The organism is Slackia equolifaciens (genome assembly GCF_003725995.1).
Taxonomy (GTDB): domain Bacteria; phylum Actinomycetota; class Coriobacteriia; order Coriobacteriales; family Eggerthellaceae; genus Slackia; species Slackia equolifaciens.
In genome coordinates, this window is record NZ_QIBX01000007.1 from 69,366 (window position 1) to 87,596 (window position 18,231).

The 18,231-nt window shown below is 59.9% G+C and carries 16 protein-coding genes and 2 tRNA genes; 12 read left to right on the plus strand and 6 right to left on the minus strand.

The annotated features are described in order from the left end of the window. Positions 1–72: 72 nt before the first annotated feature. On the plus strand, positions 73–450 hold the full coding sequence (locus DMP06_RS05405; protein ID WP_123208731.1) for a histidine kinase: 378 nt from the start codon (positions 73–75) through the stop codon (positions 448–450). Between the two features lie 41 nt (positions 451–491). Here DMP06_RS05405 and DMP06_RS05410 read toward each other — a convergent pair whose 3' ends face one another. Continuing rightward, positions 492–1,250: a sulfite exporter TauE/SafE family protein gene (locus DMP06_RS05410; RefSeq protein ID WP_123208732.1), complete on the minus strand. Its 759-nt coding sequence runs from the start codon at positions 1,248–1,250 to the stop codon at positions 492–494. A gap of 534 nt (positions 1,251–1,784) precedes the next feature. On the opposite strand from DMP06_RS05410, the gene DMP06_RS05415 reads away from it, so the two are divergent. Genes DMP06_RS05415 through DMP06_RS05425 form a run of 3 tightly spaced genes read left to right on the plus strand, consistent with a single transcriptional unit; the run spans position 1,785 to position 4,469 of the window. Further along, on the plus strand, positions 1,785–2,537 hold the full coding sequence (locus DMP06_RS05415) for an aspartate/glutamate racemase family protein (protein WP_161957832.1): 753 nt from the start codon (positions 1,785–1,787) through the stop codon (positions 2,535–2,537). Positions 2,538–2,546: 9 nt separating this feature from the next. Further along, complete coding sequence (locus DMP06_RS05420) at positions 2,547–3,455, plus strand: aminotransferase class IV (RefSeq protein WP_123208734.1); 909 nt, start codon at positions 2,547–2,549, stop codon at positions 3,453–3,455. Positions 3,456–3,473: 18 nt separating this feature from the next. Continuing rightward, a complete protein-coding gene (locus DMP06_RS05425; protein WP_123208735.1) occupies positions 3,474–4,469 on the plus strand; it encodes a dipeptidase in 996 nt (331 codons plus the stop codon). Between the two features lie 7 nt (positions 4,470–4,476). Here the strand turns inward: DMP06_RS05425 and DMP06_RS05430 are convergent, their stop codons facing one another. Both DMP06_RS05430 and DMP06_RS05435 read right to left on the minus strand, forming a co-directional pair. Then, entirely contained in the window at positions 4,477–5,721 is a 1,245-nt protein-coding gene (locus tag DMP06_RS05430) for a serine hydrolase (protein WP_123208736.1), read from the minus strand. Positions 5,722–5,771: 50 nt separating this feature from the next. Then, complete coding sequence (locus DMP06_RS05435) at positions 5,772–5,975, minus strand: hypothetical protein (RefSeq protein ID WP_148042495.1); 204 nt, start codon at positions 5,973–5,975, stop codon at positions 5,772–5,774. Between the two features lie 245 nt (positions 5,976–6,220). Between DMP06_RS05435 and DMP06_RS05440 the strand changes: the two genes are divergently transcribed. The 4 genes from DMP06_RS05440 to DMP06_RS05455 all read left to right on the plus strand — a co-directional run bounded on the left by DMP06_RS05440 (position 6,221) and on the right by DMP06_RS05455 (position 11,929). Then, entirely contained in the window at positions 6,221–6,907 is a 687-nt protein-coding gene (locus DMP06_RS05440; protein ID WP_123208738.1) for a flavin reductase, read from the plus strand. A 531-nt stretch (positions 6,908–7,438) separates the two neighbouring features. Then, positions 7,439–8,677: an argininosuccinate synthase gene (locus DMP06_RS05445; RefSeq protein ID WP_123208739.1), complete on the plus strand. Its 1,239-nt coding sequence runs from the start codon at positions 7,439–7,441 to the stop codon at positions 8,675–8,677. Positions 8,678–8,833: 156 nt separating this feature from the next. Further along, positions 8,834–10,246, plus strand: a complete 1,413-nt coding sequence (gene argH, locus DMP06_RS05450) for an argininosuccinate lyase (protein ID WP_123208740.1) — start codon at positions 8,834–8,836, stop codon at positions 10,244–10,246. 432 nt (positions 10,247–10,678) lie between these two features. Continuing rightward, entirely contained in the window at positions 10,679–11,929 is a 1,251-nt protein-coding gene (locus DMP06_RS05455; protein ID WP_123208741.1) for an ATP-binding protein, read from the plus strand. 110 nt (positions 11,930–12,039) lie between these two features. Here the strand turns inward: DMP06_RS05455 and DMP06_RS05460 are convergent. Both DMP06_RS05460 and DMP06_RS05465 read right to left on the minus strand, forming a co-directional pair. Beyond that, positions 12,040–12,115, minus strand: a tRNA-Lys gene (locus DMP06_RS05460). A 73-nt stretch (positions 12,116–12,188) separates the two neighbouring features. Next, positions 12,189–13,223, minus strand: a complete 1,035-nt coding sequence (locus DMP06_RS05465) for a branched-chain amino acid aminotransferase (RefSeq protein ID WP_123208742.1) — start codon at positions 13,221–13,223, stop codon at positions 12,189–12,191. Positions 13,224–13,624: 401 nt separating this feature from the next. Here DMP06_RS05465 and DMP06_RS05470 point away from each other — a divergent pair. Next, positions 13,625–13,698: transfer RNA gene (locus DMP06_RS05470), tRNA-Gln, on the plus strand. Here the strand turns inward: DMP06_RS05470 and DMP06_RS05475 are convergent. Beyond that, on the minus strand, positions 13,666–13,998 hold the full coding sequence (locus tag DMP06_RS05475; RefSeq protein WP_148042496.1) for a hypothetical protein: 333 nt from the start codon (positions 13,996–13,998) through the stop codon (positions 13,666–13,668). The genes DMP06_RS05470 and DMP06_RS05475 overlap by 33 nt on opposite strands. A 119-nt stretch (positions 13,999–14,117) precedes the next feature. On the opposite strand from DMP06_RS05475, the gene yhbY reads away from it, so the two are divergent. The 3 genes from yhbY (at position 14,118) to DMP06_RS05490 (ending at position 18,225) form a co-directional block, all read left to right on the plus strand. Then, on the plus strand, positions 14,118–14,417 hold the full coding sequence (yhbY, locus tag DMP06_RS05480) for a ribosome assembly RNA-binding protein YhbY (RefSeq protein WP_123208744.1): 300 nt from the start codon (positions 14,118–14,120) through the stop codon (positions 14,415–14,417). A 220-nt stretch (positions 14,418–14,637) separates the two neighbouring features. After that, a complete protein-coding gene (locus tag DMP06_RS05485; protein WP_123208745.1) occupies positions 14,638–15,921 on the plus strand; it encodes a helix-turn-helix transcriptional regulator in 1,284 nt (427 codons plus the stop codon). A 162-nt stretch (positions 15,922–16,083) separates the two neighbouring features. Beyond that, the gene (locus DMP06_RS05490) at positions 16,084–18,225 is read left to right on the plus strand and encodes a hypothetical protein (protein WP_123208746.1); all 2,142 of its coding nucleotides are present in this window, start codon (positions 16,084–16,086) and stop codon (positions 18,223–18,225) included. The last annotated feature ends 6 nt before the right edge of the window (positions 18,226–18,231 follow it).

Genomic DNA, 18,231 nt, shown 5'->3' on the forward strand with positions numbered 1-18,231 from the left:
CTGCGGTTTGCGGTGCCCTTCCATTTTTTAATTTCCAGCGAAATTCTGTGCACGATAGAGGTGGTTCGAGCCATGCAGGAGAGGTTGAGCGTCTACGACGAGAAAGTGCTGCGTCGCCTGATTCAGCTTGAAACCGCGCGCCGTCAGGAGCGCAAGCAGGGCCCGCTCGCCTATATCAAGCGCGACACCGAGGCGGGTGCCGCAATGCGCCGGCTTGACCAGCTAGGCATGATCGGGGCCATGTATAAAGATGGCAATCCCTATGTGGTTGAGGTGCTGGCCAAGGGGTATTCCTACATTGGCGTGGTAGATGCCGAGCGCGCCGAGATCATGCGCGTGGAGCGTCACCGCAAAGAGGATCGTCGTCATGACTGGCTGGTGAGCGTGTTCACCGTGGCCGTTGCCATGATCGGTGTTATCGCCGGGTTCCTCATCGGCCGCCTGGTGTAAGGCGCGCGCGGTTCGCTTCTCCCATTGCTTTTGCTTGGCCGCTACGCCGCCAAATCCCACACCACTTTCACGAATAGCATCACGAGCACGGCGACGATAATGGGGCGCACGATTTTGGCGCCGTCTTTCATCACGAGCCCGCTGCCGATGTAATTGCCCAGGATGCTGAATGCTGCGGCGGTAAGCCCCAGCCCAATCCATACCACGCCGCTCGAGAGAAACGTGACGAGCGCTGCTATGTTGGAGGCCAGGTTCGCCACGCGCACCTCACCTGATGCGTCTTTGACCGGCAGTTTTGCCAACGCTGTGAACGCTATCAGCATAAACGTGCCGGTACCCGGTCCGTAGAATCCGTCGTAGCCGCCAACGATGAGCGAGACTGCGGCCACGATCGCAACTTGCCTGCGGGGCGATATGCGCGCATCGGCAGGCACGTCGAGCGTGCGTTTGCGAAGCACGAAAAACGCCACGATGGGCAGTGCCACGATCAGCAGAACCTGAAATACGCCGGCGGGCGTGAGCAGTGCCAGCCGCGCCCCGATCGCCGAGCCCGCCAGGGCGCCGATTGCCGCCGGAATGGCAAGGCGCACCATGATGTAGCCTCCGCGCGCCATGCGAAAGGTGGCCACCGCGGCACCGATTGCCGATGACAGCTTGTTGGTGCCCAGCGCCGTATGAGCCGGCAGCCCGGCAATCATATAGGCGGGAAGCGATATGAGCCCGCCTCCACCCGCGATTGAGTCCACGAGACCCGCCAAAAACACAAGCGGGCAAACTATGAGCAGCGTTATCGGGTCCATGGATACCTTGTCCTGAATAGCGGGCGGATGAGAATGGTCAAAACGTGCGGATTATAATACGTGTCTCGAAGCGTGCGCTAGGCGCGTTCAGCGAAAGAGCGCGCTCGTCGAGCGGAATGCAGGGCGGGCGGAATTCGGCGCTGCGGTTGCCACGTGCTTCGTGCCACGTACTTCGCGGTCGGGCGGGCGGATTGCGCGCGGGCGGAATGCTGGCGGGCGGATTGCGCGCGGGCGGGATGCTGGCGGGCAGAATGCAGGGCAGATAGCGAGTGGGTTAGACAGGTTGCTCGCCGCCGTTGCATGCGCCAAACAGCAACAGGGGCCGGACGATCGGATCCGGGCGGCATGTTAGCACCGCGAATTGCGTGCCGCGCCGCCGCGCATTGCGCAGGCCGCGATGCGATTCGCGACATGGCGCTCTGGCCGCGATACGATTCGTGTCTTGGCGCTTGCCGCCTCCATCGCGCACCGTGTCGCTCGCGCCTCGACGCTTCGCCAACCGACGCCGCACATGCGGCAAGATGGGAGAGTTACATGGGAGAACAGAGTGCTCCGGCACGCAAACCCCTCAAAAAGCTCGGCATCATCGGTGGAGTAGGCCCCGCGGCTACGGCGCGTCTGTTTACGCGCATCGTGGAGCTGACCGATGCTGCCGTCGACCAGGATCATATCGACATCACCATTTTCAATCGACCTCAGATTCCCGATCGCACGGCGTATATTCTAGGAGAGAGCGATCAATCCTATATCCCTGCGGTGCGCAACGCGGCGCTCGAGCTTGAACAGCTGGGCTGCGATGTCATTTGCATGCCGTGCGTGACGGGCCACTATCGCTCCGACGAAACGTTTGGGGCGCTCACGCGCGCTCGCGCTGTGCACATGCCCATCGAAACGGCAAAATTTCTTGTTGAAATGGGAAAACGAACCGTTGGCGTGATGGCTACCGATGGCACGGGCCATGCAGGTGTGCTGCAAAGTGCCCTGGAATCGCAGGGCCTTCGCGCCGTTCTTCCCGAGCCTGAGTTCCAGGCCAAGGTCATGTCCATCATCTACGACAACGTGAAAGCGGGCCGCCCTGCCGATATGCAGGCATTCTACGACGTGTGTGCGCATCTGCGCTCGCGCGGCTGCGACAGCGTGATTCTCGGATGCACCGAGCTCTCGGTCATATCGGCTCCCGCAGTGGCGCATGGCATGCTTGTGGTGGATGCCATGGAGGTCCTCGCTATGCGCGTGGTGGAAGAATGCGGTGCGCGCGTGAAGGAAAGCGCCCGCGTGCTGGGCTAGGGCGTGGTCATGGCGACGGAAAATGCTCTCTTCATTCTGGACCACGGCGCATCGATGACGCGCGCCTGTACGCCGTTGTGCATGCCTGCGCCGAGCGACGGGCTTGCGGTGTTTGAAGATATGCGCTGCTATCGAAGCGCCAAGACGAACGCAACATATGCGTTTCGGCTCGACGAGCACGTGAATCGGCTGATGCGCTCGATGGGGCTCGCCATGATGGATGCGCCATGCACGGCGAAAAAGCTCTCGAACGCGGTGGTTTCCGCCGTCCAGCAGAGCGGGCTTGTCGAGTGCCGCGTGCGCATGACGGCATACCGCGCACGGCCTCTTGATGCGCCGGGCGGCAATCCCCTTGCGCGCATCGCAATTTCATGCGAAGGCGTCCAAGCTGATTCGGACATGCCTGCGGCCAAGGCCGTTGTCTCGTCATGGCGGGCAATTCCGGTCGATTCCCTTCCACAAGCAATGCGCTGCGTTGCGGCATCGTCGGTTTTTGCCCTTGCAAGGCAAGAGGCCGCTTCATGCGGGGCGAGCGAGGCCGTGCTGCTCAACGGCGCGGGTCTTGTATGCCAATCCACCTGCGGAAGCGTCATGGTGATGCGCGATGGCGTGTTATCAACGCCGCCCTCTTCTTCCGGCGCCTATGAGAGCGTGATGCGCGATACCGTGCTCAATCTCGCGATGGATATGGACGTGCCCTCCATCGAGGAGCAGTTGACCCGCGCCGATCTTGCCATCGCCGACGAGGCGTTTTTAGCCGACGACGTGCTCGGCATCGTGCCGCTTGCGCGCATCGACGGGCGTCAGGTGGGGCGTGGCAAGCCAGGCGTCATCACCGAGGCGCTCCAAAAGCGCTTCGCCAAAGCGTCGATGAGCGAGCTTGGCGATTACTCGAGCTGGCTGACGGAGATACGGTAGAAGCGGCAGGAGCGCACCATGAATCGCATCAACATCTTCGATCTGCACTGCGACACGCTCGATCGGCTCGCGCTGCACGAGGCGGCCGCCGATCTGGGGTTTTCTGAGCATGACGCCCATATTCCCGCCGAGCGCATGTCATCGCTTGCAAGCAACGTCGCCCATATCGATCTTAGCCGTATGCTCGGCGCTGGCTACGGTTGGTGCCAGTGCTTTGCGGCGTTTGTCCCCGACGGCCTGGGCGCGCAGCGCTCTTGGCGCGTGTTTGAAACGGTGCGCGATTATTTCCGAAGCCAGCTTGAGCAGCACGACCGCCTCATCGAACAGGTGCGCGATGCGCGCGATATCCGTCGCATTGTTGGCGAGGGCAAGTGCGCTGCCGTATTCACGGTAGAGGGCGGCTCTTTTATTGAGGGCGACGTGTCGCGCGTGCACGAGATCGCCGATGCCGGCGTGAAGATGCTCACGCTCACCTGGAACGGCAAGAACGCCATCGCCTCGGGCAACCAGACCGCCGAGGGCCTCACGCAGTTCGGGCGCCAGGTGATTGCTGCCTTGGAGGGGCGCGGCGTGGTGGTGGACGTGTCGCACCTGAACGATCGGAGCTTTTGGGACGTTGTCGAGGCAACGACGAGGCCGTTTGCCGCATCGCATTCCAACGCGCGCAGCGTATGCGGCCATCCGCGCAATCTGACCGATGACCAGGTGCGCGTGCTGGTTGAGCGCGGCGGCATCGTGGGGCTCAACTTCTGCTGCGACTTCCTGCGAGACGACGGTGCCGATCCTGCGCCTGATGATGTGTTGCGCCACGTCGACCGCTTTCTCTCTCTGGGCGCCGAGCATGCTCTGGCGCTTGGAAGCGATTACGACGGCACCGACGTGCCTTCGTGGCTCGATCCGGCTGAAAAAGTGGGCGCGCTGCACGCGCTCTTTGCGAAAGAGTTCGGGGAGGAGATTGCCAGCGCGATCTGCTTCGAGAACGCTCTTTCGTTTTTCGAGCGCAACGACGCCTAGCGGCTTCCTATTCCAGGGCCCCTCGTGCCTCGAAGAGTGCGGAGGCGATGGCGGCCACATTCGTCCGCGCTTCGGTGCAGTCGGGCTGGCTGGTCATGATGCACATCACGTAGGTGCGCCCGCCCGCCCGCACAATACCGGCGTCGCATACGGCGTTATAGGCGGGATCGGAGTCGGAAATCCATCCCGCTTTATCCATCACCTCGGCATCGCGCCCGCCCTCGGCGCTCAGGATGCCGTCTCTGATAAACGACGTGCGCGTTTGCTTGAGTTGCTCCGCCAGCCACGCAGAGCTCGCTTCGTCTGACTCCAGGTAATGCAGCGCATTGACCCACAGTTTGGCCGAGCTTTGAGCGCAGTAGGTGGGGTACCACGTGAGGGGGTCGCGAGGCGCGTCTTCCACGCCAAGCTCGGCGATCCAGCTGTCGTACCCCTCTCCGTCGTATTGGTTGCGCAGCATGCCGTAGGCGTCGTTGTCCGATTCGATGACCGCGGCAGAGATTAGCTCGCCCGTTGGATAGCTTGTTTTGCCGCTGGTCGCCCAGCTGCTCGTGGAGCTGATCGCGATGCTGCCGCGATTGCTGGACACGACGTCCACCGGCGAATTCAGCGTAATCTCCCCCTTGTCAACCAGCGCCTGGCATACGTATACGGCATAGGGGCCCTTGAACGAGCTCGCCCCGTACACCGCCGCACCCGCGTTGTACGAAATGCCGTTTCCCGTGCTGGCGTCAAAGAACACAATGCCCGCGTCGCCCAATCCCTCCGCGGCCTTCACCGCGGCGTCGATGGCATTCGTAGCGTTTTCCGGTAGGCTGGGTGCCTCCTCGCCGATTAGCGAGAACGTTTGCAGCTCCGCTCTGGTGGAAATGGCGTCAAGATCGGTCGGCTCGATATCCCCCAAAGGAACCTCTCTCGTTGCCGCCTCTTCGAGCGCTTGTTCAAGTTTCGCGGCGTCGTTGTGGGTGGCGTAGATTTCCATGACGTCATCCTCCAGCGAGGTAATCATGTCGGGTTGCGCAAGCGTGTGGGCGAGGGCGATGGCAACTGCGTCTGGCGCGGTGGATGCGGTTGTGCCCGTATTGTGCTCGGCTGAAGAGAGGCGCCATGCCATAACGGCGGCGGCGATGAAGGCGACGGCAATGAAAACGGCGGTGGCGGCAGTCGCGATGGAGGAAGCGCGTCGGCGCGCAGCTCGTTTTCCTGCTCCGCTCGATGCCGCATGCTTGCCGCTTCCGGGTTGATTTGCCATTACGCCCTCCGCCTCTCACGTTTGTGAAGAGTATATCGCGCAAAAGGGGGCTACTGCTGCAAATTCAACGCCTCGCGCGCATCGAAAATCGTTGCGGCCAGCTCTTCGAACAGCAGACGATTGCTTTCGCCGTCGGGCATGCCCGTCATGAGGGAGAAGATGTAGTCGTGTCCGTCGGCTTCGATGATGCCCGCGTCGCAGATCGCGTTGTAATCGGGGTCGGAATCGGAAATCCAGCCGGCTTTGTCGAGCACTGCGTCCGCCTCCGTCAACGCTTCGCGCAAAAAGGACGTTTCGGTGCATTCGAACAGCTCGCCGAGCCATTCAGCGGTCTCGCTCCCGCCGTTTAAGTAGGTATGCGTTTGCGTCCACAGGCGAGCCGTGCGCGCCCGCGCGGATTTTAAGTCATGTCTCGCCGCTCATGAGGCGGGAACGCGTTTCGATGCATACTAGTGATAAGATGCTCGATAGGTATCGGGCACAACGGAAAGGGGCACCAATGATTGATACCAAGGCGTTTCGGAGCTTGAGCTACGGGCTCTACCTTGTCACGGCGAAGGCGGGCGAGAAGCAGGCGGGTTGTGTGGTCAACACATTCGCCCAGGTCACGTCGCAGCCCCCTCAGGCGAGCATCGCCATCAATAAAGAAAACTTCACCACAGGCGTCATTTTGGAGGCGGGCCGCTTCGAGGTGAGCGTGCTTGCCCAGGATGCCCCGATGGAACTCATCGGCCGCTTCGGCTTTCACACCAGCGCCGATACCGACAAATTCTCCGACACGCAAATCGCCCTCGATGAGGCGGACATTCCCTATGTTGCCGAGCATACCGTGGCGCATTTTCGCGTCAACGTGAAGCAGACGTTAGATCTGGGCACGCACATCTACATCATGGGGGAGGTCGAAGAATCCTCGGTGCTCTCTAAGGACGAGCCCATGACGTATGCGTATTATCATCAGGTAAAGGGAGGCAAGACTCCGCCTAAGGCTTCGAGTTACGAAGGCCCCGCCGAGCCCGGCGCGCCCGTCGCGGCCGATGGTGCAGCCTCTGCAGCTGATGGCGCACCCAAGTTTGCCTGGCGTTGCACCGTTTGCGGCCATATCGAGTATGTGGACGAGCTGCCCGATGATTTCACCTGCCCCATCTGCGGCGTCGGGAAAGAGATGTTTGAACTCATCGAGCTGTAGCCCTCCATACTTTCCGGGGGGGCGCACATGTGCATCTGGCGAGTAAAATGCATATTTTGACTAAAAAATTGAATATAACGAATTTTTTCTTGCAATTAGCCCTGTCGTCGCGTAAGGTAGCACCATTCACTCCACCGGAGTGGAGTTAGGCGCGCAAGCGCCGGGGCAATGCAAGCCGGCAATATGTCACACACGTCAGGAAAGGAGCAGGCAGCATGGCAACTCGTACCGCACAGCAGCTTTCTTTCCGACGCCAGGGCCGACGATTCAGCGTGCGACGAGCTCGCATGGTGTCTGCGGTCCGCGTGGGGTAATTCCCCGTGTGATTTCCAATAGGAGCGCAAGGCAGCATCCGGGCTCGTCCCGGGTGCTTCTTTTTTGCCCTGATTCGGCTTGAAAGCGGAGCCGCAACCTCTCATCAAGGTCCGCAGCTCCAGCAGGCACCAACGTTAGACAAGCGCAATGCGCAGCAGGAACGCCCCGCAAGGGCGCACGAACCGCCCCGCGGGGCATAGGAAGGCAGGGTCAACCATGGCACAGGAAAACGAAAAGGAAAAGGTCGTTCTCGCATACTCCGGCGGCTTGGATACGTCGGTATGTCTCAAGTGGCTGCAGGTGGAGAAGGGCCTGGATGTCATCGCTCTCTGTGGCAATGTGGGCCAGGACGAAGAGGACCTTGAGTACATCAAGCAGAAGGCGCTGGACATGGGCGCCATCGCCTCCTACGCGCTGGACATGCGCGAGGAGTATGCCGAAGGCTACCTGACCCGCGCGATTGCCGCTAATGGCCTGTATGAGAACGAGTACCCGCTGCTTTCTGCTCTTTCGCGCCCCCTGCTGTCCAAGCACCTCGTTGATCTTGCGCATGAGTACGGCGCCAAGTACGTCGCCCACGGCTGCACGGGCAAGGGCAATGACCAGGTGCGCTTCGAGACCTCCATCAAGGCGCTCGACCCCACGCTGGAAATTCTCGCCCCTGTGCGCGAGTGGGATATGCACGATCGCGATCAGGAGATGGATTGGGCCAAGACGCACGGCGTGCCGGTTCCCACCACCAAGTCCTCTCCGTACTCCATCGATGACAACCTGTGGGGCCGCGCCATCGAATGCGGCGTGCTGGAAAACCCCTGGAACGAGCCTCCCGCAGACATCTGGACCCTCACCGTTGACCCTGAGGAAGCGCCCGATAAGCCCGAGTACGTGGAGATTGGCTTTGAGGCTGGCGTGCCGTGCTCGCTCAACGGCAAGGAGATGCCCCTGCTCGATATCGTGAAAGAGCTCAACATCATCGCTGGCGCCAACGGATTCGGCCGTTTGGACATGGTGGAAAACCGCCTCGTGGGCGTGAAGTCGCGCGAATGCTACGAGGTCCCCGCCGCTCAGACGCTCATCATGGCGCACAAGGCGCTCGAGGCGCTTACCCTCGACCGTGAGACGCAGCACTACAAGCTTGGCGTAGAGCAGCAGTGGGCCACCTGCGTGTACTACGGCCAGTGGTTCTCGCCGCTCAAGATGGCGCTCGACGCGTTCTGCGCGCAGACCCAGCAGTTCGTCACCGGCGAGGTGAAGGTGAAGTTCTATAAGGGAAATTGCACGGTGATGGGACGCAAGAGCCCCTACTCGCTGTATGATTTCGGTCTGGCGAGCTACGGCGCTGATGACACCTTCAACCATCAGGCGGCCAAGGGCTTCATCGACCTGTTCAGCCTGCCCATCGTGGTGTGGTCGGCCAAGCAGGGTGCGGGCGCCAAAGAGGCCTCCGCGGAATAGCCCCATGGCCTGCGGTTCGAAGGTCCGATAACCGATATTCGCAGCGGCGCGTCTTGCGGGGCGCGCCGTTTGCCGTATTGTTTCAACAGCCGCAAGGCTCGCGTTGTAACGCATGCATTCCGCATCAAGATGCGCAAGAGGAGAAAGGTGCCCCAGATGGCGTTGTGGTCTGGCAGATTCGAGAAGAGCGTGGGTTCGTTCACGCAGGCGTTCGGCGCGTCGTTGCCCGTGGACAAATCCATGTATTCCCAAGACATCAAGGGCTCCATCGCCCATGCTAAGATGCTGGCGGCGCAGGGCATCATCTCGCGTACCGACCTTGAAAAGATCGAGGTGGGCCTGCTTGAAATCGAGAACCAGATCGAGCAGGGCAAGTTCCGCTTCGATATCAATGACGAAGACATCCATATGGCCATCGAGAAGACGCTGATCGAGGACATCGGCGTGGCGGGCGCGCGTCTGCACACCGGGCGCTCGCGCAACGATCAGGTGGCAACTGACACGCGCCTGCATGCGAAAGACCTGCTTCATGAGCTGCTCACGCAAAACTGCGCCCTGCGCGGCGTTCTCTATGCCAAGGCGCGCGACAACTTCGATGTGATCATGCCAGGCTATACGCACTTGCAGCATGCTCAGCCGGTGCTGTTCAGCCATCACATGCTCGCGTATTTCTGGATGTTCACGCGCGATTTCAAACGTCTGACCTATGCGCTCAAGGCGGCTGACGCCAATCCGCTCGGCAGCGCGGCGCTGGCGGGCACCACCTATCCGCTGGATCGCCAGATGACCACCGAGCTTTTGGATTTCGACCATCCTATTCCCAACTCGATGGACGCTGTGTCCGATCGCGATTATCTGCTTGATCTGGAATATGCTTGCAGCGTGTCCATGATGCATCTGTCGCGCTTGTGCGAAGAGATCATTCTGTGGAGCTCCACCGAGTTCGGCTTCATTACCCTGTCCGACTCGTTTGCTACGGGCTCCTCCATCATGCCTCAGAAGAAGAACCCCGATTTCGCCGAGCTCACGCGCGGCAAGATGGGTCGCGTGGTGGGCGATTTGGTTGCGTTGTTGGTAACCATGAAGTCGCTGCCTTTGGCCTACAACAAAGACCTGCAGGAGTGCAAAGAGGGCGCGATGGACGCCGCCAAGACGCTGCATGACTGCATGGTGTGCATGGAAGGCATGATCAAGACCATGGAGCTGCACGTGCCCGAGATGCGCGCGGCGGCTGGCAAAGGGTTCACCGCCGCCACCGACGTGGCTGATTATCTGGCCAAGAAGGGCATGCCGTTCCGCCAGGCGCACGAGGTGGTGGGCAACCTCGTGCTCTACTGCGAGAAGCACCACAAGGGCCTGGAGGATTTGACGCTCGACGAGTTCAGGGAGGCGTCGGAGCTGTTCGAGGAGGACATCGTGTCCTCGCTCGACCTGGAGAAGATCGTCCGCGCTCGCAAGACGTACGGCGGCACCGGCCACGATGCCGTTAAGGTGCAGATGGAAGAGGCCAAGCAGGTCCTCAATGCCGATAAGGCTTCCATCGGCTACGTAGCCCAGCCGCTGCTGTAGGATGCCAGTAGGGGGCGGATGCGCCCTGCGGCGCCGCAGCGCTTGCACAGGCTGCGCTTGACATCTCAAGCCTGCGCATTTGAAATCCAAAGGCCGAGGCGCTGAGCGGCGCCCGGCCTTTTCTGTATCCCGAATCGCTGGCTCAGCACCGCCAAAAAGCATTGCATCACTGCGACTGCCTTACTGTGCGCGTCTGTTGCAATCGGCATCCGACGGCGCTCGCCGCCTCTGCGGGCGATGCTCCTTAAAAGGGGCATCGCAAGCGGGCTCGTTTGATGGGTTGTCGCTATTCCATCTCGTCTGTATTCTCATCTATTGAGTTTCAGGTATATTCGAAATTTCTGCATTTGAATTCAAAATTTTCAGGTATAACTGAAAAATGAATGTATTAGATAGGGTTTTTACGGCATGCCCGAAACGATAGGAGGGAACATGAGTATCCCCTTGCTACGTGTGGAACGGCCGAATTACCAGCGGGTTCTTAACGAGCTGCGCGATACTGAGCAGGTCAAAGTGCTTCAGGGCGTACGACGCTGCGGGAAATCAACCATTCTGGCTTCTTTCAAGGACGAGCTCATTGCTAGCGGCGTGCCGGAGAGCAATATCTTTTACCGCCGTTTTGATGAATTCAGCCTTCCCCTTGAGCAAACCGCCGAAGGTCTCATGAAAGATCTTGGGGCTGCCTTTGACTCCGCTAACCCCGATGCCATGATGTATGTCTTCCTCGACGAGATTCAGGAAGTTGAGGGGTGGGAGACGGTAGTGCGAAGACTGCACGCCCATCCTGGCGTTGACGTTTATGTGACCGGCTCAAACGCGCATCTTTTGTCCTCCGACCTCGCGACGCAGCTTGCGGGCAGGCAGGTGAGCATTCGGGTTTACCCCCTTTCGTTCGAGGAGTATCTTCGCTTCAAAAATGCCTATGATATTGCCTATCAGGACGCTGATACGGCTTTTTCTGAATACATGCGATTTGGGGGCATGCCCAGTCTGTTCTCGCTGCGAAGTGGAACGCCCGAGGGCATTGCGCGCGAGCTTTCTTCGATATTGGATACCGTCGTGCTCAATGATGTTGCGCGACGACTCAAAATTCGCGACTTGGCTTTGTTGCAGCGGCTTATTGCGTATCTGTTTTCTACCTCAGGTAATTTGTTCTCTACCAATAAAGTTGTTGGCGCCCTTGGAAGCGCCAAAAGGAAAACCAGCTCAGAGACGGTGGATAATTATATCGATGCGCTTGAGAAGGCGTACGTTGTTGCGGAGGCCTCGCAATCGGGGCTTCAAGGCAAGGAGCTGCTTTCGCCGTTGAGGAAGTTTTATCCCGCGGATTTGGGATTAAGGAATTTCATAACCCATTTTTCGGCGGAAAACACGGGCTTTCAGCTTGAGAACGTTGTGCATAACGAGCTTGTGCGGCGCGGTTATGCGGTTGGGGTTGGCGTGCTCAGGGCGGGAGAGATTGACTTTGTGGCGCGTCGGATGGACGAACGCGTGTATATCCAGGTGAGCGAGACCGTTCTTGACCCGGCAACGCGCGACAGGGAGCTCAGACCTCTGCGCGCTATCGCCGACGCGTTTCCCAAGATGGTGCTCACGCTTGACCGTTTTGGCACCGGCATAACGGATGACGGCATACGCATAGCCAATGTTGTCGACTGGCTGCTTGGGGAGGTTGGGGAATAGCGCGGGGCCGCAGAGGGTTCGCTGGAAGCTGCTGTCCACATTTAACGATGCATGGCTTCTGGCCGAAATGGAAAAAGCCAGCCCTTTCGGACTGGCTTTTAGATTACGAGTGGTGGGCCGTGAGGGGTTCGAACCCGCGACCTTGGGATTAAAAGTCCCCTGCTCTACCAACTGAGCTAACGGCCCACGCTTTGCGCATCAATTAGCAAATGCGCAAGCATGTATTTTACCGCCGCATGCGTAGCGGGTCAACTCAAAACTAGCACACCTTGAACACCCAGCCGTGCTTGTCCTCGACCTCGCCTTCCTGAATGCCGGTCAGGGTTTCGCGCAGCTTGGTCATCACGGGGCCCATCTCGTCGTGACCCTCGGGGAAGGTGATTACCTCGTCGCCGTTGTGTATTTCGCCCACGGGGCTGATGACGGCGGCGGTGCCGCACAGACCGCACTCCACGAAGTCGCCGTTTTGCACCTCGGAGAACTTCACGGGGCGCTCGATGACGTTCATACCCAGGTCCTGTGCCACAACCACGAGCGAGCGGCGCGTGATGGAGGGCAGGATGGAGTCGGTGTGCGACTGCGGCACTACCAGGTTGCCTTCCTTATCCACAAAGAGAATGTTGGCGCCGCCGGTTTCCTCTACGTACTCGCGCGACTGCGAATCCAGGTACATGTTCTCGTCGAAGCCGTTGCGGTGAGCCTCCATGGTGGGACGAAGGCTCATGGCGTAATTCAGGCCGGCCTTGATATTGCCGGTGCCGTGGGGAGCGGCGCGGTCGTATTGGGCCACGCACAGCTTGACGGGCTTGCAGCCGCCCTTGAAGTAGGGGCCTACGGGCGTCACCAGAATGCGGAACTGGTACTCGGGCGCAGGAGCCACGCCGATGACCTCGCCGGAGCCGATCATGAAGGGGCGCACGTACAGCGTGGCGCCGGAGCCATAGGGCGGCACCCATGCGGCGTTGGCGGCAACGACCTGCTTGACGGCATCGATGAAGCGGTCCTTAGGGAAGGGCGGCATTTCCAGACGCTCGGCCGAGGTGTACATACGGTCGGCGTTGAGGTCGGGGCGGAAGCATACGATATCGCCTTCTTTGGTGGTGTAGGCCTTCAGGCCCTCGAACACTTCCTGGCAGTAATGGAAGATGCCGGCGCATTCGGAAAGCGTGATGGTATGGTCGGGCGTAATCTCGCCCTCATCCCATTCGCCGTCCTTCCAATGCGCGACAAAGCTTGCGTCTGTCGGCTGATAGCTGAAGCTCAGGTTGCCCCAGTCCAGATCCTTCTTTTCCATCGTGCGACTTCCTTTCCCTGTGGGCTACGCGGCACCGGTCTGCGCTTTGTCCGCTGGACATCCGCCGGCTCATGCCTGTCGATTGCGCGCTCGTCATGCAAATGCTTTCAGATTGCGCGCAGGCGGGACTGCCCGTTTGCCAGAACGTCAAGGCGCTGCCGAATGCGCGACTGCTCGCGTTTCGTGTGTCGAATAAGTATGCGCCTTTGAGCAGCGCGGAAACGTTAAAAGTGCGAGAACATTTCAGGGACGGCGCTTTAGCGCGGTGGAGCGGCATTGTTGTGTTGAAATAATTGGGTTACGCATAGGATAACAAGACATTCTCCGGCTGCATCTTGCGCAGGCAACCTCCTTGCTTTAGACTATCTACCTTGGCGTTCGCATAGAGCGATGCCGCAAGCTGGGCCATGGTGTAATGGCAACACAGGGGTTTTTGGTGCCCTTATTCCGGGTTCGAATCCTGGTGGCCCAGCCAGAGCTGTTGGATTTGGTTGAGCTTCTGCCGGGTCAATGCATAGGCGTAGGCCAGGCAAGGATTCGAACCGATGAGGTGGATTCGCGTCAAGAAAACAGCCCAGTGGGCTGTTTTTAGCGAATCGCCCGAGGGCGTAAGCCCGAGGGGAAGAGCGCTTGCATAGCAAGCGCGGGAATCCTGGTGGCCCAGCCAGTACGTATTACGCCGTTCTTCCGAACGGCGTTTTTTCGCGTGAGGCGCTGCGACGCTGCGCGGGAACAGTGCACGCCGCCTAGCCATTCGTTCGGTCGTCGCGTACAAAGTACGCTTCCTTCCTCTCTCAAGGCTATGCGACGCACCCTGCTTCCGTTCGCTGTTTCGTTCCGTTTCCGCAGCTTTACCCCATATTTCATTCTCGTTTTCGACCGAAAGGTACTCCTTTGGCTATTACCGGCAAGCAGGTTCGTCAGCTTCGTAGCTTGGCGCATCATCTCGACCCTATCGTGTTCATCGGCAAGCAGGGCATCACGCCTACTATCGTCGCGCAGACCAACAGCCTGCTCGAGGGCAAAGAGCTCATCAAGTGCACCGTGCAGAACACCAGCGACCTTGATACCCAAGAGGCGGCATTCATGTTGGCCGATGCCACCGAGTCCGAGATGATTCAGGTCATCGGCTACAAGTTCGTGCTGTATCGCGAAAGCCAGCGCGACGACATAGAGCACATTCAGCTCGTGTAGAAAACGGCAGGCAAAACCAAGGGCGCTGCGGAGCGTGGCGTCTTGATTGCCGCTTCGCGGAAACCATGTATCGGCCGGGGCGCCCACGCCTCGGCCTTTTCTTTTGTCGGGGTCTTTCCCTATTGACCTCACTCGCCTTATTTTCTCGAACTCATGCGCGCAACTGTTCGCCAGAACGAATACAATTCAACCTTAAGTTTATGAAGGAAAGGGGCAACCGGTGGAGTATCGGGGTGCGCAAGAGACCGCATCGGCGTGGGAGGTTTCAACGCGCCTCGTCCAACGCCTGTGCGCAGAGGGGCGCGTCGATGGCGCGCGCAAAGTCGGCGGTTCGTGGGTCATTCCGCTGAGCACCCAAAAGCCGGCAGACCTCCGCTTGGCAAAAGACCGCGATGCCGGCCATTGCCCTGAGGATGTGCCCGCGAGCGCTTCTTTAGACAAGGCGGATGATACGCCGCTCGCCATCCTCGGCGCCGCGGTGCCCCCTGCCGTCCAGCCCGGTGCGGATGCGCTGGCCGGCTTGATGCCGCTTATGAATTCCGCGTTTGTGCCGGGTGCATGCGGCGAGGCGATCGAGAGCATCGAGGACTTGGAAGCAAGAGAAATCGCTCGCGCGGAATACTATTATTTCAGCGGCAGGGCAGAGGAGGCCGCTCGGGCAAGCAGCGCGTTTCTTTCGCACCCTGATCTTGCAACAAGGTTGTCCGCACACCTCATATATGCTTACGCCAACCTTTCTTTGGGAAACATCAACAGCGCGCGGTTCGCCCTGGCGGAGTTGCGCCTGTCGCTGCATACCGATGCCTCGTCGTCGCCGCAGAGCCGTATCGCCGAAGCGTTCGTGACGTATGCGGCGTCGGTACTGCTTCATCTTCCGGCGCCCGACGACATGCCTCCTGCTGAAACGTTTTTCTCATTGCTGCCCCCGGGGTTGCGCGCATTCGCTCTCTATATGCATGCTCATCGGCTGTATTTAGAAGGCGACTATTCCCGCAGCTTAGGCCTGGTAGAAGCGGCGCTTCTCATGATGCCGAGCGACTATCCCATACCCGAGATCTACCTTCACCTGGTGGCGGTCATGGACCACATGAGCCTCAGGCAGACGGATGCGGCTCGTACGCACCTGCTCGCCGCATGGGCGCTCGCTCGCCCCGACGGCCTGATAGAGGCGTTTGGCGAGCATCACGGGCTTTTGGGCGGTATGCTCGAATCGGTCATCAAGAAGGATTGGCCGGAAGATTTCAAGCGCATTATCGACATCACGTACCGGTTCTCTGCGGGGTGGCGGCGCATTCACAATCCTGTTGCCGAAGAGACCGTGGCAGACAACCTCACAACTACCGAATTCGCGGTGTCGATGCTGGCCGCGCGCGATTGGACAAACCAGGAGATAGGCGCTCATCTGGGGGTTTCTGCCAACACGGTCAAAAGTTGCCTCGCTTCGTCGTTCAGAAAGCTCGGCATCAGTCGTCGCCGGGATCTGCAGCAATACATGCTGCGATAGCATCACCCGTTTTGCGTCCCTAACGGGTGGAACCACCTTGCGCTTCTTTCCGTACGATGGCATGCGCGGGAAGTGTGCTCCCATGCCCTTTCCGCGGCCTAATCACCCGTCTTTCCGACGGGGCAAGCCCATCGGAAGGAAGAGCTGTTTCGGAGGTGGAGTATGAGCGGTGCGAACGTAGCAAGGGCGCATCACCTATCGCGTGCGGCGTTGCCGTTCGCGGCGATGCTCGCGGGCGTGCTTGCGCTGTGCGGGCTGTCGTGGATGACGCCCCCTGTCGCATATGCGGCAGATCAGGTGAACGAGCCCATCGTCATCGATGAAAACACGCCCGCCGAGGGCGCATCGGGCCCTGGCTGGGAGTGGGAATGGGCCGGATCGGCGGGAACGCTGACGCTTGACAACGCCGATATAGTCATCCCCGATACCTATAGTGGTAATGCGAGCGCGGCCATCGTTTTGCCCGCGGGCTCCACCATTCATCTCATCGGCGAGAACTCTATTGTCATGGCCGCCGGTTCCGCGTCGGCCGATGATGCCTACGCGGCAATCGAATGCGATGACGACTTATTGATCACGGGCGACGCTTCTTCGAGCGCCTCAATTCGAGCGGAGGCGGCGGGCAGCGCCGGCCAGGGCATCTGCGCCATGGGCGATTTGAACATCGGCGTCGTAGAGCTCAACGTTATTGCGGATACGACGGCGTCGTCCGAAGCATGGGGCTCGACTGGCATATACGTTGGCGGCAATCTGGTGATCAACAATGCCGCTACCGTAGCCGTGACGGGCAGCGAATATGGCCTGCATGTTGCGGGTAGCGCCAATATCACCGACGCTCGTCAGGTGAAATTCGGCACCGAGAACGCTTCCGCCGAGGGAAATTCGGCCTTGGTTGAGGGCGAAGCGATGATCTCCGGCGTTGAGGAAGTTATCATCACCGGCTCGGCATTCGAATCGAGGGGGCAGATGACCATCGCTGCATCCACCCTGACTGCCTCTATTGACGACTCCGACTGGGCTCTCTACGCGCATCAGGGCATAGAGATTACAGACGGCTCTTTTGTCGAGGCGTCGAGTCCTCGCAACGTCATCGAGACTAATGGCCATATGCTTATTCAGGATTCCGACGTTCGTGCCGAAGGCATTGGCGAAGAGAGCACGGCGATATTCGTGTCGGGCGACCTTACTATTGCCGACAGCAACGTGACAGCGCTTGGCGATGAGGCTGTGGCCGATACCGTCGGCATATTCGTCCGTGCCGCGAGTGGCTCCGACTATGCCGGGACGCTCACGTTGGAAGGGGAGCCGTACGTTGTTGCCGAAGGCTCTCTGGCGGCAATCCTGTTCACCTCCTCGGCGGAGGATTGGGAGGGCAATCACGTGGTGCTCGATCCCGCTATCGGCGTCATCGAGGGCGGCATGCTGACGTACGCGGAGCGTAGCTTGCCTGATCCTAAAGGGAACGTCGAAAGATCGAACAATGTGATGTCGCTTTGGACGTATGCGACCGATAAGGTGACCATCGATGACTACTACAGGGTGAATGGCGCATCCCAGCGTGTGGTCATCGGCGCAGAGCACACGGTGCTTTTCGTGACCGATAATGGCGATCCCGCCACGGGTCTTAAGTCCATTAAGGCAATTGCCGCCGACGGTACCGAGTATGCTGCCGAGGAGTGGCTAGATGGTAGCCATGTGGGCTACTATCGATTCCCCCGCGATCTTCCCGTGGGTGCGTATGAACTGGAATTCGACCCCGGTTACGAAACGGCGGACAGCGCCACCATCAGCGTGAGCGATGCGGGCTCCCAAGTATTTACGTTTAATTTCTGCACGGTGGAAATGAAGCAAGCGGATAACGTGTGGGCGTGGCTCGTCCAGCCGTCGACCGGAGACCGCGTGAGCGTGCTTGAGCACATGCTTATCGGCGCTGAACTGGAGCTTGGCGCGCAGCCCGACAAGGGTTATGCATTCGCGGAATACCGTGCCACCGGAGCGGCTCCCATGTGGGAGAACGGGGATTCTGGCGTGGCCAATCAGACGGTAGTCGTTGAAGGGGCGACGGCCATCGAGCCCACGGTGAAAGCCGAGAGTGCAGCCCCCGGTGCGGGAGACGAGGGGAAGGACCAGAATCCCGGCACCGATACAACGCCCGATGCGCCGTCCTCCGGCGACAAGGTGTCTTCTCTCCCCACCACCGGCGATGCTCTCGGCGGGGTTGTGGTGCCCGTCGCAATCGTCGCCGCACTTGCGATGATCGCTGCTATCGCGGCGGCCTGCAAGCGCATCCGCGGCGTGCGTTGATTGCTT

Coding starts and splice junctions, on each gene's coding strand:
- DMP06_RS05405 (WP_123208731.1), top strand. CDS start 73: ATGCAGGAGAGGTTGAGCGTCTACGACGAGAAAGTGCTGCGTCGCCTG.
- DMP06_RS05410 (WP_123208732.1), bottom strand. CDS start 1,250: ATGGACCCGATAACGCTGCTCATAGTTTGCCCGCTTGTGTTTTTGGCG.
- DMP06_RS05415 (WP_161957832.1), top strand. CDS start 1,785: ATGGGAGAACAGAGTGCTCCGGCACGCAAACCCCTCAAAAAGCTCGGC.
- DMP06_RS05420 (WP_123208734.1), top strand. CDS start 2,547: ATGGCGACGGAAAATGCTCTCTTCATTCTGGACCACGGCGCATCGATG.
- DMP06_RS05425 (WP_123208735.1), top strand. CDS start 3,474: ATGAATCGCATCAACATCTTCGATCTGCACTGCGACACGCTCGATCGG.
- DMP06_RS05430 (WP_123208736.1), bottom strand. CDS start 5,721: ATGGCAAATCAACCCGGAAGCGGCAAGCATGCGGCATCGAGCGGAGCA.
- DMP06_RS05440 (WP_123208738.1), top strand. CDS start 6,221: ATGATTGATACCAAGGCGTTTCGGAGCTTGAGCTACGGGCTCTACCTT.
- DMP06_RS05445 (WP_123208739.1), top strand. CDS start 7,439: ATGGCACAGGAAAACGAAAAGGAAAAGGTCGTTCTCGCATACTCCGGC.
- argH (WP_123208740.1), top strand. CDS start 8,834: ATGGCGTTGTGGTCTGGCAGATTCGAGAAGAGCGTGGGTTCGTTCACG.
- DMP06_RS05455 (WP_123208741.1), top strand. CDS start 10,679: ATGAGTATCCCCTTGCTACGTGTGGAACGGCCGAATTACCAGCGGGTT.
- DMP06_RS05465 (WP_123208742.1), bottom strand. CDS start 13,223: ATGGAAAAGAAGGATCTGGACTGGGGCAACCTGAGCTTCAGCTATCAG.
- DMP06_RS05490 (WP_123208746.1), top strand. CDS start 16,084: ATGAGCGGTGCGAACGTAGCAAGGGCGCATCACCTATCGCGTGCGGCG.